24 protein-coding genes are annotated in these 23,989 nt (G+C 68.9%); 16 read left to right on the top strand and 8 right to left on the bottom strand.

Annotated elements, in window-relative coordinates; genetic code table 11:
* Positions 1–47: 47 nt before the first annotated feature.
* The 6 genes from leuC (at position 48) to KZC52_RS03270 (ending at position 6,391) form a co-directional block, all read left to right on the top strand.
* Positions 48–1,487, top strand: a complete 1,440-nt coding sequence (gene leuC / locus KZC52_RS03295; protein WP_247622636.1) for a 3-isopropylmalate dehydratase large subunit — start codon at positions 48–50, stop codon at positions 1,485–1,487.
* A 2-nt stretch (positions 1,488–1,489) separates the two neighbouring features.
* A complete protein-coding gene (gene leuD / locus KZC52_RS03290) occupies positions 1,490–2,086 on the top strand; it encodes a 3-isopropylmalate dehydratase small subunit (RefSeq protein ID WP_247622635.1) in 597 nt (198 codons plus the stop codon).
* 65 nt (positions 2,087–2,151) lie between these two features.
* Entirely contained in the window at positions 2,152–3,519 is a 1,368-nt protein-coding gene (gene murA, locus KZC52_RS03285; protein WP_247622634.1) for a UDP-N-acetylglucosamine 1-carboxyvinyltransferase, read from the top strand.
* 5 nt (positions 3,520–3,524) lie between these two features.
* Entirely contained in the window at positions 3,525–4,280 is a 756-nt protein-coding gene (locus tag KZC52_RS03280; protein WP_247622633.1) for a lysophospholipid acyltransferase family protein, read from the top strand.
* On the top strand, positions 4,270–5,403 hold the full coding sequence (locus KZC52_RS03275) for an NAD(P)H-dependent glycerol-3-phosphate dehydrogenase (protein ID WP_247622632.1): 1,134 nt from the start codon (positions 4,270–4,272) through the stop codon (positions 5,401–5,403). The genes KZC52_RS03280 and KZC52_RS03275 overlap by 11 nt, the downstream gene beginning before the upstream one ends.
* Positions 5,309–6,391 (top strand): D-alanine--D-alanine ligase family protein, encoded by a 1,083-nt coding sequence (locus KZC52_RS03270; protein WP_247622631.1) that lies wholly within the window; start codon positions 5,309–5,311, stop codon positions 6,389–6,391. Before KZC52_RS03275 ends, KZC52_RS03270 begins: the two co-directional genes overlap by 95 nt.
* 18 nt (positions 6,392–6,409) lie before the next feature.
* Here KZC52_RS03270 and KZC52_RS03265 read toward each other — a convergent pair whose 3' ends face one another.
* Positions 6,410–7,039, bottom strand: a complete 630-nt coding sequence (locus KZC52_RS03265) for a hypothetical protein (protein ID WP_247622630.1) — start codon at positions 7,037–7,039, stop codon at positions 6,410–6,412.
* Between the two features lie 23 nt (positions 7,040–7,062).
* Entirely contained in the window at positions 7,063–7,548 is a 486-nt protein-coding gene (locus KZC52_RS03260; protein WP_247622629.1) for a DUF3515 family protein, read from the bottom strand.
* 23 nt (positions 7,549–7,571) lie between these two features.
* Here KZC52_RS03260 and thiL point away from each other — a divergent pair, with 23 nt between their 5' ends.
* The gene (gene thiL / locus KZC52_RS03255; RefSeq protein WP_247622628.1) at positions 7,572–8,567 is read left to right on the top strand and encodes a thiamine-phosphate kinase; all 996 of its coding nucleotides are present in this window, start codon (positions 7,572–7,574) and stop codon (positions 8,565–8,567) included.
* On the opposite strand, the gene rsmD is transcribed toward thiL, so the two are convergent.
* Positions 8,537–9,142, bottom strand: a complete 606-nt coding sequence (gene rsmD / locus KZC52_RS03250) for a 16S rRNA (guanine(966)-N(2))-methyltransferase RsmD (RefSeq protein WP_247622627.1) — start codon at positions 9,140–9,142, stop codon at positions 8,537–8,539. The genes thiL and rsmD overlap by 31 nt on opposite strands.
* Positions 9,143–9,203: 61 nt before the next feature.
* Between rsmD and KZC52_RS03245 the strand changes: the two genes are divergently transcribed.
* The 7 genes from KZC52_RS03245 to KZC52_RS03215 all read left to right on the top strand — a co-directional run bounded on the left by KZC52_RS03245 (position 9,204) and on the right by KZC52_RS03215 (position 15,195).
* Positions 9,204–11,378, top strand: a complete 2,175-nt coding sequence (locus tag KZC52_RS03245) for an ATP-dependent DNA helicase RecG (protein WP_247622626.1) — start codon at positions 9,204–9,206, stop codon at positions 11,376–11,378.
* Positions 11,379–11,432: 54 nt separating this feature from the next.
* Positions 11,433–11,930: a pantetheine-phosphate adenylyltransferase gene (coaD, locus tag KZC52_RS03240; RefSeq protein WP_247622625.1), complete on the top strand. Its 498-nt coding sequence runs from the start codon at positions 11,433–11,435 to the stop codon at positions 11,928–11,930.
* A gap of 63 nt (positions 11,931–11,993) precedes the next feature.
* Entirely contained in the window at positions 11,994–12,542 is a 549-nt protein-coding gene (locus tag KZC52_RS03235) for a YceD family protein (protein ID WP_247624698.1), read from the top strand.
* A 2-nt stretch (positions 12,543–12,544) separates the two neighbouring features.
* Entirely contained in the window at positions 12,545–12,754 is a 210-nt protein-coding gene (gene rpmF / locus KZC52_RS03230) for a 50S ribosomal protein L32 (protein ID WP_247622624.1), read from the top strand.
* Between the two features lie 13 nt (positions 12,755–12,767).
* Entirely contained in the window at positions 12,768–13,460 is a 693-nt protein-coding gene (gene rnc / locus KZC52_RS03225) for a ribonuclease III (protein WP_282185349.1), read from the top strand.
* The gene (gene mutM, locus KZC52_RS03220; RefSeq protein WP_247622622.1) at positions 13,453–14,316 is read left to right on the top strand and encodes a bifunctional DNA-formamidopyrimidine glycosylase/DNA-(apurinic or apyrimidinic site) lyase; all 864 of its coding nucleotides are present in this window, start codon (positions 13,453–13,455) and stop codon (positions 14,314–14,316) included. Before rnc ends, mutM begins: the two co-directional genes overlap by 8 nt.
* A gap of 228 nt (positions 14,317–14,544) precedes the next feature.
* Positions 14,545–15,195 (top strand): hypothetical protein, encoded by a 651-nt coding sequence (locus tag KZC52_RS03215; protein ID WP_247622621.1) that lies wholly within the window; start codon positions 14,545–14,547, stop codon positions 15,193–15,195.
* Positions 15,196–15,226: 31 nt separating this feature from the next.
* Here KZC52_RS03215 and KZC52_RS03210 read toward each other — a convergent pair whose 3' ends face one another.
* From KZC52_RS03210 to KZC52_RS03190, 5 genes are all read right to left on the bottom strand, one after another.
* Positions 15,227–15,550, bottom strand: a complete 324-nt coding sequence (locus tag KZC52_RS03210; RefSeq protein WP_247622620.1) for an immunity 22 family protein — start codon at positions 15,548–15,550, stop codon at positions 15,227–15,229.
* Between the two features lie 239 nt (positions 15,551–15,789).
* Positions 15,790–16,461 (bottom strand): DMP19 family protein, encoded by a 672-nt coding sequence (locus KZC52_RS03205; protein ID WP_247622619.1) that lies wholly within the window; start codon positions 16,459–16,461, stop codon positions 15,790–15,792.
* Positions 16,462–16,497: 36 nt separating this feature from the next.
* Positions 16,498–17,574 (bottom strand): GNAT family N-acetyltransferase, encoded by a 1,077-nt coding sequence (locus KZC52_RS03200; RefSeq protein ID WP_247622618.1) that lies wholly within the window; start codon positions 17,572–17,574, stop codon positions 16,498–16,500.
* Positions 17,571–18,659 carry a GNAT family N-acetyltransferase gene (locus KZC52_RS03195; RefSeq protein ID WP_247622617.1) on the bottom strand — a complete coding sequence of 363 codons (1,089 nt, stop codon included), beginning with the start codon at positions 18,657–18,659 and terminating at the stop codon, positions 17,571–17,573. The genes KZC52_RS03200 and KZC52_RS03195 overlap by 4 nt, the downstream gene beginning before the upstream one ends.
* A gap of 13 nt (positions 18,660–18,672) precedes the next feature.
* Positions 18,673–18,948 (bottom strand): hypothetical protein, encoded by a 276-nt coding sequence (locus KZC52_RS03190; protein ID WP_247622616.1) that lies wholly within the window; start codon positions 18,946–18,948, stop codon positions 18,673–18,675.
* A gap of 511 nt (positions 18,949–19,459) precedes the next feature.
* Here KZC52_RS03190 and smc point away from each other — a divergent pair.
* A complete protein-coding gene (gene smc, locus KZC52_RS03185; RefSeq protein ID WP_247622615.1) occupies positions 19,460–23,005 on the top strand; it encodes a chromosome segregation protein SMC in 3,546 nt (1,181 codons plus the stop codon).
* Between the two features lie 69 nt (positions 23,006–23,074).
* Positions 23,075–23,947: a signal recognition particle-docking protein FtsY gene (gene ftsY, locus KZC52_RS03180; RefSeq protein WP_247622614.1), complete on the top strand. Its 873-nt coding sequence runs from the start codon at positions 23,075–23,077 to the stop codon at positions 23,945–23,947.
* The last annotated feature ends 42 nt before the right edge of the window (positions 23,948–23,989 follow it).

Here is a 23,989-nt window from a genome sequence, read left to right as displayed (position 1 = left end):
TCGCGGAGTCCATCGTGGGCCGAACCGCCAGCTTCAGGAGAAGAGTCATGAACACCCCCGCAGTCGACGTCGATTCCTCACGCCCGAGAACCCTGGCCGAGAAGGTCTGGGACGACCACCTGGTCGTCAAGGGCGAGAACGGCGAGCCGGATCTCATCTACATCGACCTGCACCTCGTGCACGAGGTCACCAGTCCGCAGGCCTTCGACGGCCTGCGCTCGGAAGGGCGACCGCTGCGCCGCCTCGACCTCACGATCGCCACGGAGGACCACAACACTCCGACGTGGGAGATCGACAAGCCGATCGCCGATCTCACCAGCCGCACCCAGATCGAGACGCTGCGCCGCAACGCCGCCGAGTTCGGAGTCCGCCTGCACTCCCTGGGAGACGCCGAGCAGGGGATCGTCCACGTGGTCGGCCCGCAACTCGGACTCACCATGCCGGGCATCACGGTCGTCTGCGGCGACTCGCACACCTCGACCCACGGTGCCTTCGGCGCCATGGCCTTCGGTATCGGTACGAGCGAGGTCGAGCACGTCATGGCGACCCAGACGCTGCCCCTGAAGCCGTTCAAGACGATGGCGATCAACGTCGAGGGAACGCTGCGACCCGGCGTCACCGCCAAGGACATCATCCTCGCCGTCATCGCGAAGATCGGCACCGGCGGTGGCCAGGGCTACGTGCTCGAGTACCGCGGCAGCGCGATCCGCGCCCTCTCGATGGAGGGGCGCATGACGATCTGCAACATGTCGATCGAGGCAGGTGCCCGCGCCGGAATGGTCGCGCCCGACCAGACGACCTTCGATTACCTCGAGGGGCGTCCGCACGCGCCGAAGGGCCAGGATTGGGAGGATGCCGTCGCCTACTGGCGCACGTTGCCCTCCGACGACGGGGCCGCCTTCGACGCCGAGGTGTTCATCGACGCCGACGACCTCGAGCCGTTCGTGACCTGGGGCACCAACCCCGGACAGGGAAGTTCGCTCTCGGCGGCGGTGCCGGATCCCGCCGCGATCACCGATCCGAACGAGCGCGCCGCCGCGGAGCGCGCACTCGAGTACATGGACCTCACGCCGGGGACGCCTCTCAAGGAGGTGCCGGTGGATGCCGTCTTCATGGGGTCGTGCACGAACAGCCGCATCGAGGACCTGCGCGCCTTCGCATCGATCATCGAGGGAAAGAAGAAGGCGGACGGGGTGCGCGTGATGGTGGTGCCGGGCTCGGCGCGCGTACGCCTCGAGGCCGAGGCCGAGGGGCTCGACCGGATCATCAAGGACTTCGGCGCCGAGTGGCGTTTCGCCGGGTGCTCGATGTGCCTGGGCATGAACCCCGACCAACTGGCACCGGGGGAGCGCTGCGCATCGACCTCGAACCGCAACTTCGAAGGCAGGCAGGGCAAGGGCGGGCGCACGCACCTCGTGTCGCCCCTCGTCGCGGCGGCCACGGCCATCCGCGGAACCCTGTCGAGCCCGAGCGATCTGGAGGTCTGATCATGGAGAAGTTCACCACCCACACCGGCATCGCCGCTCCTCTGAAGCGGTCGAACGTCGACACCGACCAGATCATCCCCGCCGTCTTCCTCAAGCGCGTCACCAAGACCGGCTTCGAGGACGCGCTGTTCCACGGCTGGCGGCAGGACCCCGAGTTCGTGCTCAACCAGCCGTCGTATCAGGGCGCCTCCGTGCTGCTGGCCGGCCCCGATTTCGGCACAGGCTCGAGCCGTGAGCACGCTGTCTGGGCGCTGCGCGACTTCGGCTTCAAAGTCGTGCTGAGCCCGCGCTTCGCCGACATCTTCCGCGGCAACTCGGGTAAGCAGGGCTTGCTCGCCGCAACGATCTCCGAAGAGGATCTCGAGCGTTTCTGGGCCGAGATCGAGCGGAATCCCGGGGTTCGGATGACCGTCGACCTCGAGGCGCGCACCGCGTCGATCGGCGACATCCAGGCCGAGATCGGTATCGACGATTACACTAGATGGCGGCTCCTCGAAGGGCTCGATGACATCGGGCTCACGCTGCGCAACGAAGACAAGATCGCGCAGTTCGAGGCCCGTCGCGAGTCGTGGCGGCCCCGGACCCTTCCCGTTCAGTAACGCGGTGGAGGCGGGTGGCTGAGGGGCACCCGCCCCGAACACAGTGAACTGAAGTGAGGCTCCGAATGACGACACCCGTGCGCGACGCTCTTCCGGACGGAGTCCCCGCACTCACCGGAGACGTCCTCGCGATTCGAGGCGGACGCCCGCTGCGCGGCCGCGTCGACGTCAAGGGGGCGAAGAACCTCGCCACCAAGGCGATGGTCGCCTCCCTCCTCGGTGAGACCGTCAGCACCCTCCGCGACGTGCCAGCGATCAGCGACGTCGCGGTCGTCCGCTCCCTCCTCGAGGTGCACGGCGTGCGCGTGTCCGAGGGCGACGAGCCCGGTGCGCTCGTCTTCGACCCGAGCGACGTCGAGTCGGCCCACTTCGAGGAGATCGACGCCCACGCCGGTGCATCGCGCATCCCGATCCTCTTCTGCGGCCCGCTCCTGCACCGTCTCGGTCAGGCGTTCATCCCCGACCTCGGCGGGTGCCGCATCGGCGACCGCCCCATCGACTTCCACCTCGACGCGCTCCGCAAGTTCGGCGCCGTCGTCGAGAAGCTCCCCAGCGGCATCCGTCTGTCGACCCCCAACGGTCGCCTGCACGGCGCGAACATCCACCTCCCGTACCCGAGCGTCGGCGCGACCGAGCAGGTCCTCCTGACGGCTGTGCGGGCGGAGGGCGTGACGGAGCTGCGCAACGCGGCGATCGAGCCCGAGATCATGGATCTCATCGCCGTGCTCCAGAAGATGGGCGCGATCATCTCGTACGAGCCCAACCGGGTCATCGTCATCGAGGGCGTGGAGAAGCTCCGCGGCTACGACCACCGGTCGATCTTCGACCGCAACGAGGCGGCTTCCTGGGCCTCCGCCGCTCTGGCGACCGACGGCGAGATCTTCGTCGGCGGCGCGAAGCAGCAGGAGATGCTGACCTTCCTCAACGTCTTCCGCAAGGCGGGCGGATGGTTCGACATCCAGGAGGACGGCATCCTCTTCCGTCGTGAAGGCGAGCTGCGCCCCGTGGTCGTCGAGACCGACGTCCACCCCGGCTTCATGACCGACTGGCAGCAGCCGCTCGTGGTCGCCCTCACCCAGGCCAACGGCCGGTCGGTCGTGCACGAGACGGTGTATGAGAACCGCATGGGCTTCACCGAGGCGCTCGTGAAGATGGGCGCCGACATCGTCGTCCACCCGCGCGGGCTGCAGGCCGGACCGCGCCGCGTGCCGCGCCGCGACCTCGAGCAGGCCGCCGTCATCACGGGGCCGACCCCGCTGCACGGCGCCGACATCGTCGTGCCCGACCTCCGGGGCGGGTACAGCCACGTGATCGCGGCGCTCACCGCTTCCGGCGAGTCCAAGGTCTCGGGGGTCGACATCCTCAGCCGCGGCTACGAGAAGTTCCTCGCGAAGCTCGACGCGCTCGGCGCCGACTTCGACGTCCTCCGGTGACGCCGATGCGCAACAGGTCGCCGGAGACGACGCGGCCCAGCATCTTCTGGCCGGTCGCAGTGATCGTCCTCCCGCTCGTCTCGTTGATAGCGAAGATCCGGGTGAAGAACCCGGAGAAGCTCCCGCGCGACGGGGCGTACGTGCTCGCGCCGAACCACTATTCGGAGTTCGATCCGCTGATCGTGGCGGTCGCCGTGTGGCGGATCGGACGCGCACCGAGGTTCATGGCGAAGGAGAGCCTCTTCCGTGTGCCGGTTATCGGATGGATCCTGCGCAGGACGGGGATGATCCCCGTGGCGCGGGCATCGTCGGCCACGGCGGCCAAGCAGACGATGCTGCAGTCGAAGGAGATCGTCGAGAACGGTCGCGGGGTCATCGTCTACCCCGAGGGCACCCTCACCCGCGATCCCGACCTGTGGCCCATGCGCGGTAAGTCCGGCGCGGTCCGCCTGGCCCTGACCGACGGCATCCCCCTGATCCCGATGGCCCAGTGGGGCACCCAGGAGATCATGGGCCGGTACCAGAAGGGGCTGAGCCTCTGGCCGCTCCGGAAGCCCGTGGACGTGATCGTCGGCGACCCCGTCGACGTCTCCGACCTCCAGGGGCGCGGCGGCGATCAAGCCGCCCTGAACGAAGCCACCACGCGGTTGATGAACGCGATCACCGTTCTGCTCGAAGAGCTGCGCGACGAGAAGGCCCCCGCCGAGCGGTGGAACCCGTCGACGCACGGTCAGAAGGAGACGGGGCGCCTTGACTCCTAAGCGAACGACGCACCAGGGGCCGCGCGTCGCCGTGATCGGCGCCGGCAGCTGGGGCACGACCTTCGGCAAGATCCTCGCCGACGGCGGCGCCCAGGTCACCATGTGGGCACGCAGAGCCGAGCTGGCGCAGGAGATCAACGAGGCCAAGCGCAACTCGCGATACCTCCCCGGCATCAACCTTCCGCGGTCGATGGCCGCGACGCATGAGCTCGCGACCGCGCTCGAGGGCGTCGATCAGGTCTACCTGTCCGTGCCCAGCCAATCCCTGCGCGAGAACCTGAAGGCGTTGCGGCCGCTGCTCGCCGGCTCGGACGCCAAGATCGTCAGCCTCATGAAAGGCGTCGAGCGCGGCACCGGACTGCGCATGAGCCAGGTCATCCAGCAGGAGCTCCGCTGCGATCCCGACCGAGTGGCCATCGCTTCGGGACCCAACCTCGCGCTCGAGATCGCTCGGGAGCAGCCGACGGCCGCCGTCATCTCGTCGCGCAGCCAGGAGACGGCCGAGACGGTCGCCCGTGCCGCGCGCAACGATTACTTCCGCACCTTCGTGAACACCGATGTGATCGGCACCGAGTTCGGCGGAGTGCTCAAGAACCTCATCGCCGTCGCGATCGGGATCGTCGACGGCGTCGGCTACGGCGAGAACACGAAGGCGTCGATCATCACCCGCGGACTGGTCGAGATGACCGACTTCGCGGTCGCCAACGGTGCGCACCCGGAGACCCTCCAGGGGCTGGCGGGACTGGGCGATCTGATCGCGACCTGCCAGTCGCCGTTGAGCCGCAACAACACGGCCGGGCGTCTGCTCGGCCAGGGATACAGCTTCCAGGACGTCGTCAAGCAGATGCAGCAGACCGCCGAGGGACTCGCGTCCGTCGCGCCGATCCTGCAGCTGGCACGCGAGTCCGAGGTGCACATGCCCATCGTCGAACAGGTGAAGATGGTGCTCGACGGCAAGATGAGCCCGCGCGACATCGCACCCCACCTGACGACGGACGACGACACCCCGCAGGGGGAGAGGACCAACCATGGACAAGCAGACGGTGGTGGTGCTGTTCGGAGGGCGCTCCAGCGAGCATTCGATCAGTTCCGCAACGGCGGGCGGAGTGCTGGGCGCGATTGATCGTGGTCGCTACGACGTGATCCCTGTCGGGATCACCCGCGAGGGCGCCTTCGTTCTCGAGGACGACGACCCGGCCAAGTTCCCGCTCGATGCCGCGCACCTCCCTGAGGTGGTCGACAACGGCACCCGCGTGCTGTGGCCCGAACCCGGCGGAGACCGCACGCTGCGCGTCGTCCGTGTCGACGGAACGATCGACGGTCTCGGTGAGATCGACGTGGTGCTCCCGATCCTCCACGGCCCGCACGGAGAGGACGGCACGATCCAGGGGTACTTCGACACCCTCGAGGTGCCGTATGCCGGTGGCGGTGTGCTCGACTCGGCGCTCTGCATGGACAAGCACTTCATGAAGATCGCGCTGCAGGCAGCCGGCATCGTCGTGGCGCCCTGGGTCACGGTTCGGCGCCGTGCATGGGAGCAGAATGCCGCGCAGGTGCGCGCACAGGCTGCCGAACTGGGCCTCCCGCTGTTCGTCAAGCCCGCGCGTGCGGGCTCGAGCGTCGGCGTGTCGAAGGTGGAGGCGCTGGACGAACTCGACGCGGCGCTCGCGATCGCGTTCGCCGAAGACGACAAGGTACTGATCGAGACCGGCGTCAGCGGACGTGAGATCGAGGTGGCGGTGCTCGAGGGCGCCGACGGCGTGCGCGCATCGCTGCCCGGCGAGATCGTGCTGACCTCGCGCGGGTTCTACGACTTCGCGGGCAAGTACCTCGGGGGAGACGGCGTCGATGTCGTGTGCCCGGCCGTGCTCACGGATGCCGAGATCGCGGCGATCCAGAGCGCGGGTGTGAGCGCGTTCGAGGCCGTGGACGGTCGCGGGCTGGCGCGCGTCGACATGTTCCTCACTCCGGAGGGCGACCTCGTCGTCAACGAGCTCAACACGATGCCGGGGTTCACCCCGATCTCGATGTTCCCGAAGTGCTGGGTGGCCTCCGGTCTCAGCTACGGCGACCTGATCTCGGAGCTCATCGAGGCGGGCCTGCGCCGCTGATCGGCGACGCGAGGTGCCTCAGCCCGCTGTCGGAGGCTGAGGCTGGCCGGGGTGCGGGCCCGGGTACTGCTGCTGCGGATACGCCTGCTGGGGCGGGTACGCAGGTGCGGGATGCCCGGCGCCGTACGCACCGCTCGGCGCCGCCGGGCCGGCTGCAGCGCGGTGGACGATCGCGGCCACGAGAGCGGTGACCCACCCCCAGACGAGTGCCCAGGTGAGTCCCGCGGTGCTGATCGTGAAGAACTGCACCTGGTAGATCTCGATCTGCGTGGGGTCGATCTGGAGGTACGCGAGGGTCAGCGGCGCACGGACGAGGCCGGCGGCTGCGGACGCGATCATCACGGCACCCCAGGTGCCGAAGAAGACGGCGGCCCCGCGCCCGGGAAGAGCTCCGCGGACGATCATTCTCACGAAGAGCCAGGTCAGGCCGCTCAGCACGACGAGCGCCAGGAGCATGCCCAGGACCGGCAGCGGAGAGCCTCCGCGGCCGAAGCCCCACCCGAGCGGATCGGGCAGGATCCAGGCCCGCGGGACATTCGGCACGCCGCCGAGCACGAAGAGGTAGCCGGCGAGGGAGCTGAGGAGAGCGCCGACGCCCACCAGGACGGCGGCGATGACGGGAGTTCGATTCGCGGGCTGAGGGTTCATGCCGCGAGTCTAGGAGACCGCGCTCAGCCGGCGGGGGACTCCACGCGGTCGGTGCATTTCGCGGTCGCCCGCTCGAGCCCGGGCTGGATGCTGGCGGAGAGCTTCTCGACGACCGTGCGGAAGTCGATCTCGGCGCCGCGTCGGATGATGACCTCGACGGCGGGGTCGCGCCCGTAGGTGACCAGGCGTTGACGCTCTTCCTCCTGGTCGAGCACGAGCCAGTCCACGCTGCCGATCGTCGTGCAGACGAGATCCGACGGCGCGGGCGGGGCGACGCCGCAGCGGAGCACGATCGTCGGATCACCCCATGCTCCCGTGGCCTGGGCATCCGTCCATACCCGGTCGAAGCCGGCGACGTTCTCGGGCAGCAGCACCGATACGTTCGCACAGGCCGGGTTGTTCGCATCATCCGCGGGCTCGAGGTGGATCGTCGTGGAGCATCCGGCGAGGGCGATCGCAGCGGCGCCGGCGACCGCGACGGCAGCAGCGAGGCGACGGAAGAGGGGCATGCTTCCAGGCTACCTTTGAGTTCATGCCCTCCCGACCCGAGAACCACGACCCCCTGCTCGGCGAGCTCTCGGAGGGAAGCATCCTGCGCGCGATCCTGTCGCGCACGCCGCCCGGATCGCACACGATCCTCGGTCCCGGAGACGACGCGGCGGTGATCTCCGCCCCATCGGGTTCGGTGGTCGCGACGACCGACACCCTCGTGCACGGTCCCGACTTCCGTCTCGCCTGGACCTCCGGCTACGACCTCGGGTGGAAGGCCGCCGCGGTCAACCTCGCCGATGTCGCCGCGATGGGGGCTCGTCCGACAGCCCTGCTGGTCGCCCTCGCCGTCCCTCGCGATCTGCGGCTGTCGTTCGTCGAGCGGCTGGCCGACGGCTTCCGCGACGCGTGCGAGGCGCTCGCGCCGGGGTGCGCGGTGGTCGGGGGCGATCTGACGGTCTCGGATGTGCTGACCGTCGCGGTCACCGCCCTCGGCGATCTCGAGTGGCGCTCGGCCATCACCCGCTCGGGCGCGCGGCCCGGGGAATCCGTCGCCATCGCCGGTGAGCTGGGCCTCGCGGCCCACGGGCTGGCGGTGCTGTTCGGTCGTTTCCGCGACGGCGAGACGCCTGTCCCCGTCGATCCGTCGAGGCTCGGCGACGGTGAGGCGGCCGCGGTCGCCGCCCAGCTGCGACCGTCACCGCCGATCGGCCTCGGACCGATGGCCGCCGTGACGGGTGCGACCGCGATGATGGACGTGTCCGACGGGCTCGCGCTCGACGCCGGTCGCCTGGCGGATGCCTCCGGTGTCACCCTCGCACTCGACGGGCACGCGCTCGGGCCGGATGCGCGTCGTGCCCTGGCCGGAGGCGAGGACCACGCCCTTCTGGCCACCTTCCCCGAGGGGATGCTCGCTCCGGGCTTCCGCGTGATCGGACGCGTGGTCGAGCGATCCGGTGACGGTGTGCTGTGCGATGGCGAACCCGTGGATGTCCGGGGTTGGGACCCCTATCGCGACTGGGACTCCGCCGCGGGCTGATCGCGATCCGCGCCGTCGAGCGGCTGCCCCCACCACACTGTGGTGTCGCCGTAGGTCTTCTCGCGCACGAGCTCGAGCCCCGCGGCGTCGAGATCCGGGGGTGTCGATCGGCGCGCACGCTCGACCACGACCAGTGCGTCGGGGGACAGCAATGGCGCGAGGGCGACGAGATCCGCGGTCATCGCCTCGTCATCGAGGTCGTACGGCGGGTCGGTGAACACCAGGTCGAACGGGCCCTGCGCACGCACGAGGAACGGATGCACGGCGCTCTCGTGCACGCGGGCCGCCGCGACTCCGCCGGCGCGTGCGACGGCCGCGGAGTTCTTGCGCACGATCGCTGCGGCGGCGCGCCCCCGTTCGACCAGATCGGCGCTGCGAGCGCCGCGGCTGAGCGACTCCAGCCCCAGGGCGCCGGAGCCGGCGTACAGATCGAGCACCCGGGCGTCATCGATGGCGCCGAACGACTCGAGCGCTCCGAAGAGCGACTCCCGCACCCGATCGCTCGTGGGGCGGGTGCCGGCGTCCGGCACCTCCAGGCGCGTTCCTCCGGCCGTACCGGCGATGATCCTCGTCACCCGTTCACGATACGACAGGCGGAGTGACGCGGGTGTCGGTGGCGTTCCCTAGACTCGATGCATGTCGCTCACCCTGGATTCGTCGCTCGACGACGCGTTGGGTACGACGACCGCGAAGACGCTGGATCGGGCGTTCTCGATGCGCACGGTGGGCGATCTTCTCTCGCACTATCCGCGCCGCTACGCCGATCCGGGCGAGCTGACTCCGATCCGCGAGCTCCCGCTCGGCGAAACGGTGACGATCGTGGCCGAGGTGCTCTCGTCGAGCTTTCGTCGCATGCGCAATCGCAACGGGGCGATGGTGGACGTCGTGATCGGCGACGGGATCGGTCGGATGTCGCTGACGTTCTTCGCGAAGAACATCGGTCAGGCGGAGTGGCGGTCGAACGATCTCGCGGTGGGTCGGCGAGGCGTGTTCTCCGGCAAGGTCGGGGAGTTCAACGGCGTGACGCAGTTCGCGCATCCCGAGTACGAGTTGTTCGATGACGAGGATTCCGCTCGACGCAGTGCGGATGCCCGCGCTTCGGTGCCGATCCCGATCTACCCGGCGACGTCGACGGTACAGACCTGGCAGATCGCGAGATTCGTCGGTCGGGTGATCGATGCGCTCGTCGACGTGCCCGATCCGCTCCCGGAATCCGTGCGATCCCGAGAGGAGCTCCTCACCGCGCGCGAGGCCATCGAGCTCATCCATCGGCCCCGCACCAAGAACGACATCGATCCTGCGGTGCGCACTCTGCGCATGCACGAGGCATTGACCCTGCAGACCGCTCTGCTCCAGCAGCGTGATGCGGTGCGCGCGCTCTCCGCGACCCCCCGCGCCGCGTCGCCGGGAGGGCTGCTCGAGCGCTTCGATGCCGCGTTGCCCTACACGCTCACGCCCGACCAGCAGACGGTCGGTGCGCAGGTCGCCGAAGACCTGATCGGCGCGTGGCCGATGAACCGGCTGGTGCAGGGCGAGGTCGGTTCGGGAAAGACGCTCGTCGCGCTGAGGGCGATGCTCCAGGTGGCCGAGAGCGGGGGACAGGCGGCGCTCATCGCCCCGACCGAGGTGCTCGCGGGGCAGCATCTGCGCTCGATCACCAAGATGCTCGGTCGCGAACTGGCTCCGCTCGTGATGCCGACTCTCCTCACCGGCCAGATGCCGGCTGCCGAGCGACGCAAGGCCGCCCTGCGCGTCGCCTCCGGCCAGGCATTGATCGTGGTCGGCACCCACGCACTCCTCGGCGAGAAGACCACGTTCGCCGACCTCGGTCTCGTGGTCGTCGATGAACAGCACCGCTTCGGCGTCGAGCAGCGCGAGGCGCTGCGCGCGAAGGGCTCGAGCCCGCACGCACTCGTGCTCACCGCGACCCCGATCCCGCGCACGGTGGCCATGACGGTCTTCGGCGACCTCGACACCTCCGTCATCCGGACGATGCCGGCGGGGCGCGCGGGCATCGAGTCCTTCGTCGCTCCGCTCGCCGAGCATCCCGGGTGGTTCAACCGTGTCTGGGAACGCGCGGCCGAGGAGATCGCCCAGGGGCGTCAGGTCTTCGCGGTGTGCGCGGCCATCGACACGACCAAGAAGACCGGCGAGGCGGGGGAGCAGCCGGCGATCGCGTCGGAAGGCGGGAACGGCCCGCGCTGGGGCGTCGTGCAGCTCGATGAGGCGCTCGCGACCCATCCCACACTCGGCGGGTTGCGACGTGCGGTCCTGCACGGGCGGATGCCGTCCGACGAGAAGGATGCGGTCATGCAGGCGTTCGCGCGCGGCGAGATCGATCTCCTGCTCGCGACGACCGTGATCGAGGTCGGCGTCGACGTTCCGAACGCGTCGACCATGATCGTGCTCGACGCCGATCGCTTCGGCGTGTCCCAACTCCACCAACTGCGTGGACGCGTCGGTCGCGGTGGCGTCCCGGGGCTCTGCCTGCTGGTCACGGAGGCCGAGTCCGGCTCCGTCGCCCGAGAGCGCGTCGATGCCGTCGCGGCTACGCTCGATGGCTTCGCGCTGGCCGAGGTCGATCTCGAGCTGCGCGGCGAAGGCGACGTGCTCGGCGCCGCCCAGGCGGGCGTGCGCTCCTCGCTCAAACTCCTCCGGGTCGTGAAGGACGCGGGCCTCATCGTGCGTGCTCGCGAGCTGGGTGAGGAGATCCTCGCGGCTGACCCCGACCTCACGCGACACGCCGGTCTGCGCGACGCGATCCTCCGGCGAGTGAGTGACGAGGACAGAGCCGCGCTCGCGAAGAACTGAGCTCGATGTCGCCGCACGGGGAGTGCATCGGAGAGGTGCCCTAGGCTGGTGGGCATGAGCAGCAGGATCGCCGTCGTCCCCGGTTCCTTCGATCCGCCCACGCTCGGACACCTCGACGTGATCCGGCGGGCCGCGACCCTGTTCGACGAGCTCCACGTGCTCGTCGTGCACAACCCCGGCAAGGAGGCGATGCTCCCGATCGCTCAGCGCATGTCCTTGCTGGAGCGATCGATCGCCGACGACGGGATGCCCGGCAACATCATCATCGGCTCGTGGAGCATGGGGCTGCTCGTCGACTACGCGCGCGACGTGAATGCGGGAGTCCTCGTCAAGGGCATCCGATCGCAGATCGACGTGGCCTACGAGTCGCCGATGGCGATCGTGAACCGCCACCTCGCCGACATCGAGACCGTATTCCTCCTGCCCGATCCCGCGCACGCGCTGGTGTCGAGCTCACTCGTGCGTCAGGTGGCCTCGCTCGGGGGCGACATCTCCCCGTTCGTCCCGCCGGTGGTGGCCGAGTTCCTCGACACGGGCGCCCGGGGGATCTGAGACGGAGCGTTCGTCCAGCCCCGCGCCGGTGAGGGCCGGTAGCATTGTCGGGTGCGATCCCGACTGAACGGCCCCTTCATCCTGCCCGTCCGCGACATCGTCCGGCGGCCGGGGGAGATGCGCGAGCATACCTTCACGGTGACGCTTCCCGAGCAGTGGGGCGAGGGGATCGTTTCGTTCGAGAAGGGCTCGAACCTTGACCTCGACGTGCGACTGGAGTCCGTGCACGAGGGGATTCTCGTCTCCGGAGCGGCCGACGCGGAGTACGTCGGCGTGTGCGGTCGATGCCTCATCGACATCGCTCGGCCCGTCGAAGTCGAGTTCCAGGAGCTTTTCGCGTATCCTGGTGAGGAAGAAACTGACTTCGAGGTTCAAGACGACCACGTGGATCTTGAAACTCTCGTCAGGGATGCGACCGTTTTGGCGCTTCCATTTCAGCCGGTGTGTCAGCCGGATTGCCTGGGTCTCGACCCGGAAACGGGCGAAAGGCTGACCGCGAGCACCGGAACGGAGCAGGCCGCTCCCATCGATCCTCGATGGAGTGCGCTCCAGCAGATCACAGACCAAGACGGAACGGCACAGAGCCGCGCCGCCGAGAAAGAAGAGAGCTAGTCATGGCTGGTAACCCCCCGAAGCGCAAGGTTTCCCGTTCGAACACCCGCTCGCGCCGCGCGCAGTGGAAGGCGGCGCCCGTCGCCCTCGTGAAGACGATCGAGAACGGCAAGGTCGTCTACAGCCGTCCGCACCAGGCGAAGGTCGTCACCGACTCGCAGGGCACCGAGCTGTTCCTCGAGTACAAGGGCCGCAAGGTCGCTGACGTCTGAGTCGCGAGTCATCGTGACGGAGGTCCCTGAGGGGAAGCGACCTCTCCCAGCCAAGCTCCGCGTCGATATCGACGCGGAGCTTCTGGAGTTGGCGCTCACTCATCGTTCCTACGCCTACGAGCACGGCGGCATCCCGCACAACGAGCGTCTTGAGTTCCTCGGGGACTCGGTGCTCGGGCAGGCGGTGACCGTGATGCTGTTCACCACGCACCCCGAACTCGACGAGGGGCAGCTGGCGAAGCGCCGAGCGAGCGTCGTGTCGACCGTGGCGCTGGCCGAGGTGGCACGAGGAATCGATCTCGGCAGTCACCTTCTCCTGGGACGCGGCGAAGAGCAGACCGGTGGACGCGACAAGGACTCGATCCTCGCCGACACCATGGAAGCCGTCATCGGCGCGACCTACCTCTCGGCGGGTCCGGATGCGGCGACCGAGCTCGTTCTGCGACTCACCCGGCCGCTGCTCGACGACCCCGAGCGCTACGGCGCGGCGATGGACCCGAAGACCAGCCTGCAAGAGCTGGCCGCACGTATCGGCGCGACCCCGCCCGTCTACGGGGTGGTCGCCAGCGGTCCGGATCACGATCGGCGCTTCACGGCGACGGTCGTCGTCGGCGATGTCCGGATGAACGGCCTGGGCAGCAGCAAGAAGACGGCCGAGATGGCTGCGGCGCTCAGCGCCTGGCGCTTCCTCAGCGAACGTGCCTGAGCTTCCCGAAGTCGAGGTCGTCCGAGCGGGGCTCGCTCCCGCCATGACCGGCGCGATCATCACGGGTGTCAGCGTGTTCGACGAGCGTGCCCTCACCCGGCATCCGGCCGGCGCTGCGGATTTCGTGCGTCGCCTCGAAGGGCGTCGTGTCGTCACGGCCTCGCGACGCGGCAAGTTCCTGTGGATGCCGCTCGAGTCGGATGACTCCGCCTTGATCGCGCATCTCGGGATGAGCGGTCAGATGCTGCTGCGCGCGCCGGATGCTTCGGCCGAGCGTCACGAGCGCATCCGACTGCACATCGAACATCCGACGCACGGCGAGCTCGCCGTCGTGTTCGCCGACCAGCGCACGTTCGGATCACTCGCCGTCGACGCTCTCGTCGCCGACGGCCCGAGCGCCGTGCCATCGCAGGTGCTGCACATCGCCCGCGACCCGATCGATCCGTTCTTCGACGACGTGATCTTCCGCGCGGCCCTGGCCAAACGCGGCAGCGCGATCAAACGGGTTCTCCTCGACCAGACGGTCGTCAGCGGCATCGGCAACATCTACGCCGACGAGGCGCTGTGGGCCGCTCGCATCCACCCCGAGACCCCGGCCGACCGACTGTCGACGCAGGCCGCGCGTCGGCTTCTCGGCGAGGTCCGCTCCGTGCTCGCCAAGGCCCTCGCCGAGGGTGGTACGAGTTTCGATGCGCAGTACGTCAACGTCAACGGCCAGGCGGGATACTTCGCCCACTCGTTGAACGCCTACGGGCGCGGCGGCAAACCCTGCCCGCGCTGCGGAAAGCCCATCGTGCGGGAGAGCTTCATGAATCGCTCCTCGCACTACTGTCCGCGCTGCCAGCGGAGGCCATGACCGCTCCGCTCGGAGTCCAGTCTCCCCCGTAGCGTCTAGTCTCTCGGTATGACCTCGACGCCCACCGCATGGAATCTCCTCTTCCGCTCTCACGATGGAGTCGCCGCGGCTCCCGGCCGTGCGGCGGTTGCGCCGGTGCCTCCGCAGCCTCCTGCCGGGTGGGCCGGAAGCTATGGCCCGGGTGTCGATTGGAGGCACTGGCCGCGAAGCTCTGCGACCGGACTCCCGATGATGCACGTCGTCACCCTATGGCTGCCCGAGGACTATCGGCGGCAGGGGAGCCGGTATCCGGGAATCGCGTTCTTCGCCGGTGAGGGCCAGTTCGCGCCCGATCCCGTGATCGCGGATGCAGGGTCGGCCGACCCCTTCCTGCGTGATCTGGCCGAGGCCGTCGAACATCCTGGCCTTCGTCGGCGGCGCGACCTCATCGACGGAGAGTTCGCGCTGCTCTGGCTGACGGCAGACGAGCTCGCCGCAGGGCCCACGGCACCGCGAGGTGATCTGCGCCTGCCCGGCTCCTGGTCCGACGAGAGCGAGGGCTGCAACGCCTGGGACACTCACGAACCGACGACGGACGTGTGGCTGGTTCCGCGCGTCGATCCCAACGCCGGATTCGCCCCCGGAGAGGTCGGTGCGGGTGTCGTCGCGCCCGATGACTACTCGAGTCCGTTGGACGAGCGTTACGAACTGCGCCCGTGGGCCGCGCCGCTGTGGGGGATGAGTCATCTCGGTGGAACCGCGTTTCCCGTGCAGGCGATGCCGGACGGGCTGACTCCCTGGTATCTGGAGATCGAAGAGATCGTCGGGACGAACTTCGGTGGTGGAGGCAACGCTCAGATCGACCTCGAGTCCGATGCCTTCGATTGGGCGTGCGGCTGAGGCACGTTCGAACTCCGAAGTGATCGCCGGATCAGCCCGCGAACAGGCCGATGTAGGCGAGTCCGTTGTACAGCTTGGTCGTATCGGTGACCACCTGGGTCGGATCGCCGTAGACGAACATGGCATTCGCGTCGTGGATGCCGAGTTCAGCGCACTTCTTTTCGATCGCTGCTGTCGAGACTTCCGCTTCGAGGGTGCTCTCGGCGACGAGCTCCGCGACCGAGCGCGGGACATCGTGGTGGATGACGAGCAACAGGTCTTCGTCGTACACGTGTTCTTCGTCGAGATCGACGCTGAATCCGATACCGGCATCGACCGCGGATGCCTCCTCATCCTGCCAATAGGAGTCGGGCACCTCGAAGTAGGAGAAGAACTACGCTTCGGTCTGCGCTGTCGTGCCGATCCAGAAGTGGAGTGCGGAGAAGGGGGTAGGGAGCTTGGGCGGCCCGTACGCGTCGACCCAATCGAACAGGGTTCCGGGGCGAAGCCCCTAGCGCCGTTCGATCTCGGGAAAGCCCCCGCGGGGAGTGCGGGTCAGCGCTTCGTCCACGAGAGCTCGCTTGTACGCCTCGGTCGCGGCATCGGGAGCCGCGCTCACTCGTCGTACCCGACGGCCGGGGACTCCGCTGCAGGCGACTCCAGCGCCGAGCGCGCGGGCCCATAGGTCAGCGGCACACGCAGCGTCAGCTCTTCTGCGGCATCCCAGAAGTCCTCGTCGATCTCGTCGACACGAGGGGCGAGCTCGCCCGCGACCGCGCGGTAGACGTCGTCTATCGTGCTGACCTCTTCGGACTCCGTGATCGGGCCGATGAGATCCCAGAACTCCTGGAGCGCGGCGTTGGTGCGGTGCGCCCCGCATTCGGAGAGCGCCGCGCGGGCGGTTTGCACTTCGGCGATGCCCCAGTTGCCCAGGAACTGGATAAGGCCGCCGTTGTATCCGTCGGCGACCAGCCGCCAGAGCGCAACCAGCGCTCGCGAACGGGGGGCGAGGGCATCGGGTTTCCACGCGGCGGACTCCAGCTCCGCGAGGGCTTCTTCGAAGAGGGCGTCCTGTTCGATGCTCCAGACGCTCAGGGCGCCCCCTTCCGAGGTCTGCCCGGCAGCGGGCCAGTTCACACCGTGGCCGGAATCGGTGAGGATCCAGCCCGCGCGCTCCGCAGCACTCATCGCCGCGACCGTCGGCCCCACCGAGGTCAGCGGGGCGGCCAACGCGCGGCCGTCATCGAGGTGCACGAGGATACGCTTCTCCTCGAATGTCACATCCACGATGTGCGCTCCGACCACAGGGCCATCCGTTCCTCCTCAGAGCTTCTTCTGCCACGCCCCGACATACGAGACCGGTACGAAACCGATCGCCTCGTTGATGTCGAGCATCGGCAGGTTCTCCTCGGCATTGAAGGTCGAGACCCGCGTCGAGTCGGGCGCGAGTTCGCGCCACCGCAGCAGGTTTGCGCACTTGACGATGGTGCCGAGCCGATGCCCGCGGTGCTCCCGAGCGACGAGCGTGCCGAACTGATGCGTCACGCCCGCGCGGTCCTCGCCGATGAGCAGCTCGTTGTACGCGACGATCGCGCCGGTCGGCACATGTCGCACCGCGGCGACGGAGACCATCTGGCCGGCGCTCGTGAGGCGGGCATCACGACGCACGACGCGTGCGGCATCCCACTCCTCGGCGTCGAACTCCATGTCGCCGCTCGGTGCATCGGTCACCAACCGTGCCAGCACATCGGCGTAGCCGTCGCGCAGCTCCGGCGGGGTCGGCAGATTCCACTCGATGCGGCGGTAGTCGGAACCGGCTCGGCTCATCGCCTGCTCCAGAGCGTCGCGCAGCGGCGCCGGGTCGGCGGTGAGATCGAGTTCGCTGTTGCGTTCGACCTGCTCGAGTCGGTAGCCGCGCGCCCCCAGCAGGTCGGTCAGCGCGATCGCGGGCACTCGTCCCCAGCCGGTCTTCGGGACCAGCATCCGATCAGCCTCGATCGGGCGGTGCAGGCTCCAGATCTGGAGGATGTCGCGTCCGCGTGCGCGCGCCTCGTCCTCGGCGCGATCGAGCAGAGCCTCTTCGACGCCTTCGCTCCAGTGCTCCTCCGGCACGAGCAGGTCGAGCTCGGCCACCCGCGCCCCCGCCTCCTGGGCGTAGTCGACGGTGACGGCGCCGACGATGCGGTCGCCCCGTCGGGCGAGGAAGCCCGTGTGCAGTGTGTCGGTCGTGTCGTGCCACGCGGGCAGCATCTGCGCGGCGGTCGGTGCGAGATCGGGCAGGCCGACCATCTCGTCGCATACCCGGTGGCCGAGTTCGCCATAGGCGAGGAACCCCGCGGCGTCGGGGTCGTCGAGCGTCAGGGGAACGGCGAGGGGGACGACCGTCGTCGGGGTGGTCATGTCAGTTCTTTCTTCCAAGCGCCCTCGTAGGCGCGCGCGGTGAAGCCGATCGCTTCGTTGATGGCGAGCATCGGCCGATTCTCTTCGGCGTTGTAGGTGATCACCCGCTGGGAGGTCGGCGCGATCGCAGTCCAGCTCTGTAGGGCTGCGCATTTCACGCGCAGCCCGAGTCGGTGTCCGCGGTGCTCGCGCAGCACCAGGGTGTCGTGCTGGATCGTCGTCGTCGATCCGCTCGTGCCGGTGCCGAGTTCGGTGAACGCGGCGAGTTCGCCCGTGACGATGTGCTGGGCGGCGGTGACCTGGAGAGTGTGACCCGCCTCGGCCTGCCGTTGCTCCATGCGGCGCACGCGTGCCGCATCCCATGCCTCCTCGTCGGCGTCGAGGTCGGCCGACGGTGCGTCCGTCGACATACGCGACTTCAACCAGGCGTACCCGTCGAGGTGTTCGGCCGGTGTCGGCAGCGTCCAGCGCACGACCCGGTAGTCGCTCGATGCGGCCTCCGCCTCGGCGAGGAGCTCGGCGCTCCGCGCGCGGGCGACGTCGTCGAGGTCCAGCAGGCTGATCCGGTACACCTGCTCGAGCGAGAAGCCGCTGCGGGTGAGGAAGCGGGCGACATGATCGTTCGGGACGCTGCCGTGCCCGGTGGGCGATTCGAGGCGCGCCCCGTCAGCGGTGGGCTGTTCCGTCCAGTTCTGGATCACACCGCGGCCGTGCGCTCGCGCAGCCTCCTCGACGTGAGGGAGGATCGCCCGCCCGATGCCGCGCCCCCAGGCGAGCGGACGCAACTCGATGGTCGCGATCGCCACACGCGACCCCGCTTCGTGGGGGAGATCGACGACGACGCGACCGATCATCTCGTCGGCGAGTCGGACGGTCCATACGAGCGTCGTCTGCTCCTCGCGCGATCGCAGTCGGGGGAGGAGTTCGGCCGGCGACAGATCCTGCTCGTCGCGTCCGGTGAGTTCGCGGTAGACGAGGTTGCGGACGCGGGCGAGCTCACGGAACTCGCCCGCGTCCGCTGCATCCGCCCGGGCCGGAACCACGAGCGGATGCAGGGTCGCGCCTGCGCTGAGGGGGATGCTCATCCGATTCTCCTTCTCAGTGCATCTGACGCTGGAGGTGGTAGGCGAGGATCGCCGCGCTCTCCTGGGGGCTGCGGTGCTGGTCGTGGAGGAACAGCGGTGCAGCCGGAGCGAACTCGCGCTTCGGTCGGCGGGGGCGTTGCGTCCGACGGAGCAGCCAGAGGCCGATCCGCAGTGACAGGCGATCACCGAGCGACAGGGCGCGCAGTTCTTCGGGTTCGGGGATGTGCAGGACCGTGCGGTCCTGAGTATCCGGTGGGTGGGTGATGTTGCGGGACAGCGTGATGTTCACGGTGGTTTCCTTCGAAAGGGGTGTGCAGAAACGCGGAAGACGCGGCGTCGACGGCCGGACGGCCGGACGGACGGATGCGCAGAGGGCGCGGAGAGCGGATGCCGAGAGGCGTGAGCCGCGGATCGATGACGCTCGGCGGCGGTGGCGCACAGGGCGATCGACGCGGACGGATCCCCGAGGGGATCAGTCGAGGGCAGGTGCTGTTCTAGGAGACAGCGTTGCCGTCGACGCCGAGGTCGGTTACCGAGTACGCAAGGCGCGGCGCAGTGGAAGCGTGCGCGACCAGACCGTTGGTCTGTGCGGAGAGCTGAATGTTCATCATCGGTAACCTCCCTTCTTGAGGTGTCGGTGGCCCAAGCTAGCGAACGTTCGGGCACCGAGTCAAGCATTTTCCCAGTTTCACGGCGTGTCGCGCGTGTCGGTCTCGGGTGCCTCCCGCGCGGTCTCCCGGCCGAATCCCGCATTTCCGGTAACGTATGGGCGTGATTCTCCCCGAACGATCGGTGCCCCGATGCATCTGAAGAGCCTGACCCTCAAGGGCTTCAAGTCGTTCGCGCAACCGACGAGCTTCGTCTTCGAACCCGGTGTGACGTGCATCGTGGGACCGAACGGCTCCGGTAAGTCGAACGTCGTCGACGCTCTCGCCTGGGTGATGGGGGAGCAGGGCGCGAAGACCCTCCGCGGCGGCAAGATGGAGGACGTCATTTTCGCGGGCACGTCGACGCGCGGCCCGCTGGGTCGTGCCGAGGTTCAGCTGACGATCGACAACAGCGACGGTGCGCTTCCGATCGAGTACGCCGAGGTGACGATCAGCCGAACGCTCTTCCGCAACGGATCGAGCGAGTACGCCATCAACGGCGACAGCTGCCGGCTCCTCGATCTGCAGGAGCTGCTCAGCGATTCCGGCCTCGGTCGTGAGATGCACGTGATCGTCGGGCAAGGACGTCTCGATACCGTTTTGCAGGCGTCGCCCGAAGATCGGCGCGGCTTCATCGAAGAAGCCGCCGGCATCCTCAAGCACCGTCGACGCAAGGAGAAGACGGTTCGCAAGCTCGACGCGATGGAGACGAACCTGACGCGTCTGAGCGATCTCGCGGGGGAGATCCGTCGCCAACTCAAGCCGCTCGGTCGTCAGGCCGAGATCGCCCGCGAGGCGCAGTCGATCGCTGCCGTCGTGCGCGATGCGAAGGCACGAATCTTCGCCGACGACGTCGTGGCCCTGCGCACGGCGCTGGCCGACCACACGCGCACGGAGAAGGAACGACACACCGAGCGCCTCGTGCTCTCGGACCAGGCCGACACCGTGCGGGCGAGCATCCACCGGCTCGAACAGGATCAGAACTCCGTCGCCGTCGATCAGGCGCGCGGCGTCGCGTTCGGGCTGGAGCAGGTGCAGGAGCGCATGCGCGGTCTCTACACGCTCGCCAATCAGCGGCTCGCCCTCCTCGGCACCGAGGACGACGATGCCGCGGTCACCGCGGTCACCGTGACGCAGGCGACGATCGACGAGGCCAAGGACGACATCACCGAGATCTCGGCCGGTCTCGGTGACGCCCAGGACGCGGCCGTCGCGGCCAGCCGAGAAGTCCTGAACGCCCGCGCCGAGCTCGACACGCTCGACGTCGACATCGCAGAGCAGAGCGCTCTGGTGTCGGAGTACGACATGCGTCTCTCGGAGCTGCGCGGCACCGCCGATGCGGCCGCCTCCGCGCTTGCCGCCGTGCGCGGCGCGGTGCTCCGCCAGGAGAACGCGCTCGAGGCCGCGAACGAGCGGCGGCGAGAGGCGTCGGAGGCGCTCGAGGCGATCGAGGATGCCGAGGCGCCCGAAGGTTCTGCGGCCGATTACTCTGCGGCGTACGAGAGTGCGCAGCGCGCGGCGACCGCGGCGGAGGCTGAGCGCGAGACTCTGCGCGAGCGGCTGCACGCCGCCGAGCGCGAGGTCGACTCGTTGACGGCCAAGGCGGCGGCGCTCGGGAGCGCGCTGGCGCTGTCGGGTGGTTCCGCCGAGATCGTGAAGGCGGGTGGCCCGGGGATCCGGGGTCTCGTCGGCGACGCGGTGCAGGTCCGATCGGGCTTCGAAGCCGCGGTGGCCGCCGTGCTCGGTCCCCTCGCCGAGGGCGTGCTCGTCGATACAGCCGCCGATGCGTTCACGCTGGCTGCCGAAGCGGCCGACCAGCGGAGGGGAGTGGTCGACTTCGTCGCGGCCGAGACCTCGCGTCGTTCGGTCGAACTCCCGCAGTTGTCCGGAGTGACCCCGGCGGTTTCGGCCGTCGATGCGCCCGCGGGAGTGCTCGGAATTCTCGCCCACGTCCTCATCGCCGACGATCTCGATGCTGCTCGCGCTGCGCGCACCGCTCTGGATGCGCTCGACGACGAGTCGACCACGATCGTCACCGTCGGCGGAGACGTCGTCACCGCCCACAGCCTGCGCACCGGGTCGGGAGGCGAACGCTCGCGCCTCGAGCTCGCGGCCGAGCGCGACGCCGCCACAGAGCGGCTCGCCGAGGTGCAGGTGATCGTGGATTCGCTCCGCGAGGCACGGGAAGACGCGAACGAGGCCGTCGAGACGACGCGGCGCCAGTCGAAGGACGCCCTGCGCGCACTGCGCGAGCTGGACGCGGCCCTGGCCACGCACGCCGAACAGGTGAACCGCATCACGGTGCGTCACGAAGCCGCGGTCGCCGAGTGCGAGCGTCTCGAGACCGGTCTCGCACAGGCGCAATCGGCCGTGGCGGATGCCGAGGCGAAGGCGGAGTCCGCGAAGACCGCGCTCGACGATGCCGTCTCCGCTCCCCGCCCCGTGCTCGATGCCTCGGCGCGTGACGGTCTGCTGGAGGCGTTGGAATCCGCGCGCGAGGGCGAGGTGCGGGCGCGGCTCGAGATCGAGACGCTCCGCGAACGCGTGCGTGCGGCGCAGTCGCGGGTGACCGCACTGGAGCGCCAGCGCGAGCAGGAGCGGGATGCCGCCGCCGAAGCTGCCCGCCGTGCCGTGATCCGCCGCGCGCAGCGCGAGGCGGCCGCCGGTGTCGCCGAGGAGCTCCCTCGCGTCCTCGACTCGCTCGACCGTTCGGTCACCGAGGCGCGCGTGGCGCTGGCCGAGGCCGAGACGGCTCGGGCGGCCCAGAACCAGGAGCTCACCGGACTGCGGGCGCAGGAGTCCTCATTGCGGGAACGCCTGGCCGGGCTCACCGAGAGCGTGCACGGCCTCGAACTGCAGATCCACGAGAAGAAGCTCCACCTGACCGGGCTGCTCGAACGCGTCGCCTCCGAGCTCGCGCTCGACGAAGACATCCTCGTCGCCGAGTACGGCCCCGATCAGCCCGTTCCGCGCGACATCGCCGAGGTCTCGGACGACCACGAGATCGACGTCGACCTGACCATTCCGTTCGACCGCCGCATCCAGCAGCGACGCCTGGCCGACGCCGAGCGCAAGCTCGCACAACTCGGCCGGGTGAATCCGCTCGCGCTCGAGGAATTCGCCGCGCTGGAACAGCGTCACGCGTTCCTCACCGAACAGCTCGCGGATCTCACGCAGACCCGTCAAGACCTGATGACGATCATCGCCGACCTCGACGAGCGGATGCAGACCATCTTCGCGAGCGCGTTCGCGGATACCCAGGAGGCGTTCGGCGAGGTCTTCCCCCTGCTGTTCCCCGGCGGTACGGGGAGCATCTCGCTCACCGACCCCGACAACATGCTCACGACCGGGATCGAGGTCGCCGTGCGCCCGGTCGGGAAGAAGATCGAACGGCTCTCCCTGCTCTCGGGCGGAGAGCGCTCACTCGCAGCCGTCGCTCTGCTCGTGGCGATCTTCAAGGCGCGTCCGAGCCCGTTCTACATCCTCGACGAGGTCGAGGCCGCGCTCGACGATGCGAACCTCGGCCGACTTCTCACGGTCTTCGAGCAACTGCGCGAGACCTCGCAGCTGCTCGTGATCACGCACCAGAAGCGCACGATGGAGATCGCCGACGCGCTGTACGGCGTGTCGATGCGTCAGGACGGCGTCTCCGCGGTGGTCGGGCAGCGCGTGGGCGATCGCGCGGCCGCGGCGAGCTGAGGTCTCGCAGCGAATCGCCGGGGACGGCGGCGGACTCCGCGATGCTTCGCGCCCCGTAGGCTGGGGGGCATGGCGGAGAAGTCCTGGTCCCTCGGTCGCGCACTGCGCGGCATGTTCGTCAAGCCCACGATCGATGAGACGACCTGGGACGACCTCGAGACGGCGCTGATCACGGCGGACTTCGGTCCCGACATCAGCGAGCGCATCGTCGAGGAGCTCCGGGCGAAGGTCGAACGGTTCCGTACGACCGACCCGAAAGACCTCCAGCGGATGCTGCGCGAGACGCTCGAGGAGCACTTCGCGAAGTTCGACACCACGCTCAAGCTCACCGAGCGCCCCGCCGTGGTGCTCGTCGTGGGTGTGAACGGCGTCGGGAAGACGACCACGATCGGGAAGTTCACGAAGTTCCTGCGCGGATTCCAGCGCAGTGTCGTCGTGGGCGCCGCCGACACCTTCCGCGCGGCGGCCGTCGACCAGCTCGCCACCTGGGCCCAGCGCGGTGGCGCCGCGATCGTGCGGCCTCAGCAGGAGGGCCAGGACCCCGCATCGGTGGCGTTCCAGACCGTCGAGTACGCGCAGCGCGAGGGGATCGAGATCGCGATCATCGACACCGCGGGCCGGCTGCACACCAAGGGCGGCCTGATGGACGAGCTCGGCAAGATCCGGCGTGTGGTCGAGAAGCAGGCGCCGATCAGCGAGGTGCTGCTGGTGCTCGACGCCACGACCGGGCAGAACGGGGTGATGCAGGCGGAGTCCTTCCTGCAGCACGCGGGGGTCACGGGACTCGTCCTCACGAAGCTCGACGGGTCTGCCAAGGGCGGTTTCGTTCTGGCGGTTCAGGAGCGCACCGGCATCCCCGTCAAGCTCCTCGGTCAGGGTGAGGGCATCGATGACCTGACCGGATTCACCCCGCACGTGTTCGTGCAATCACTTGTCGGATGACGACGGGACTACCGTCGCGAGCATGAGGCTGGTTTCATAGCG

This window comes from Microbacterium galbinum, assembly GCF_023091225.1.
In the GTDB taxonomy this organism is placed as follows: domain Bacteria; phylum Actinomycetota; class Actinomycetes; order Actinomycetales; family Microbacteriaceae; genus Microbacterium; species Microbacterium galbinum.
Note: the sequence above shows the minus strand (reverse complement) of the source record. Positions and strands in the feature narration are given on the sequence as shown.

Bases quoted from the DNA above. Each gene is read 5' to 3' on its own strand.
- KZC52_RS03195 (WP_247622617.1), bottom strand. From the start codon at position 18,659: ATGAGCATCCCCCTCAGCGCAGGCGCGACCCTGCATCCGCTCGTGGTT.
- thiL (WP_247622628.1), top strand. From the start codon at position 7,572: ATGCCCTCCCGACCCGAGAACCACGACCCCCTGCTCGGCGAGCTCTCG.
- KZC52_RS03265 (WP_247622630.1), bottom strand. From the start codon at position 7,039: ATGAACCCTCAGCCCGCGAATCGAACTCCCGTCATCGCCGCCGTCCTG.
- KZC52_RS03280 (WP_247622633.1), top strand. From the start codon at position 3,525: ATGCGCAACAGGTCGCCGGAGACGACGCGGCCCAGCATCTTCTGGCCG.
- murA (WP_247622634.1), top strand. From the start codon at position 2,152: ATGACGACACCCGTGCGCGACGCTCTTCCGGACGGAGTCCCCGCACTC.
- leuC (WP_247622636.1), top strand. From the start codon at position 48: ATGAACACCCCCGCAGTCGACGTCGATTCCTCACGCCCGAGAACCCTG.
- KZC52_RS03200 (WP_247622618.1), bottom strand. From the start codon at position 17,574: ATGACCACCCCGACGACGGTCGTCCCCCTCGCCGTTCCCCTGACGCTC.
- KZC52_RS03260 (WP_247622629.1), bottom strand. From the start codon at position 7,548: ATGCCCCTCTTCCGTCGCCTCGCTGCTGCCGTCGCGGTCGCCGGCGCC.
- KZC52_RS03215 (WP_247622621.1), top strand. From the start codon at position 14,545: ATGATGCACGTCGTCACCCTATGGCTGCCCGAGGACTATCGGCGGCAG.
- leuD (WP_247622635.1), top strand. From the start codon at position 1,490: ATGGAGAAGTTCACCACCCACACCGGCATCGCCGCTCCTCTGAAGCGG.
- KZC52_RS03245 (WP_247622626.1), top strand. From the start codon at position 9,204: ATGTCGCTCACCCTGGATTCGTCGCTCGACGACGCGTTGGGTACGACG.
- rpmF (WP_247622624.1), top strand. From the start codon at position 12,545: ATGGCTGGTAACCCCCCGAAGCGCAAGGTTTCCCGTTCGAACACCCGC.
- KZC52_RS03270 (WP_247622631.1), top strand. From the start codon at position 5,309: ATGGACAAGCAGACGGTGGTGGTGCTGTTCGGAGGGCGCTCCAGCGAG.
- ftsY (WP_247622614.1), top strand. From the start codon at position 23,075: ATGGCGGAGAAGTCCTGGTCCCTCGGTCGCGCACTGCGCGGCATGTTC.
- coaD (WP_247622625.1), top strand. From the start codon at position 11,433: ATGAGCAGCAGGATCGCCGTCGTCCCCGGTTCCTTCGATCCGCCCACG.
- smc (WP_247622615.1), top strand. From the start codon at position 19,460: ATGCATCTGAAGAGCCTGACCCTCAAGGGCTTCAAGTCGTTCGCGCAA.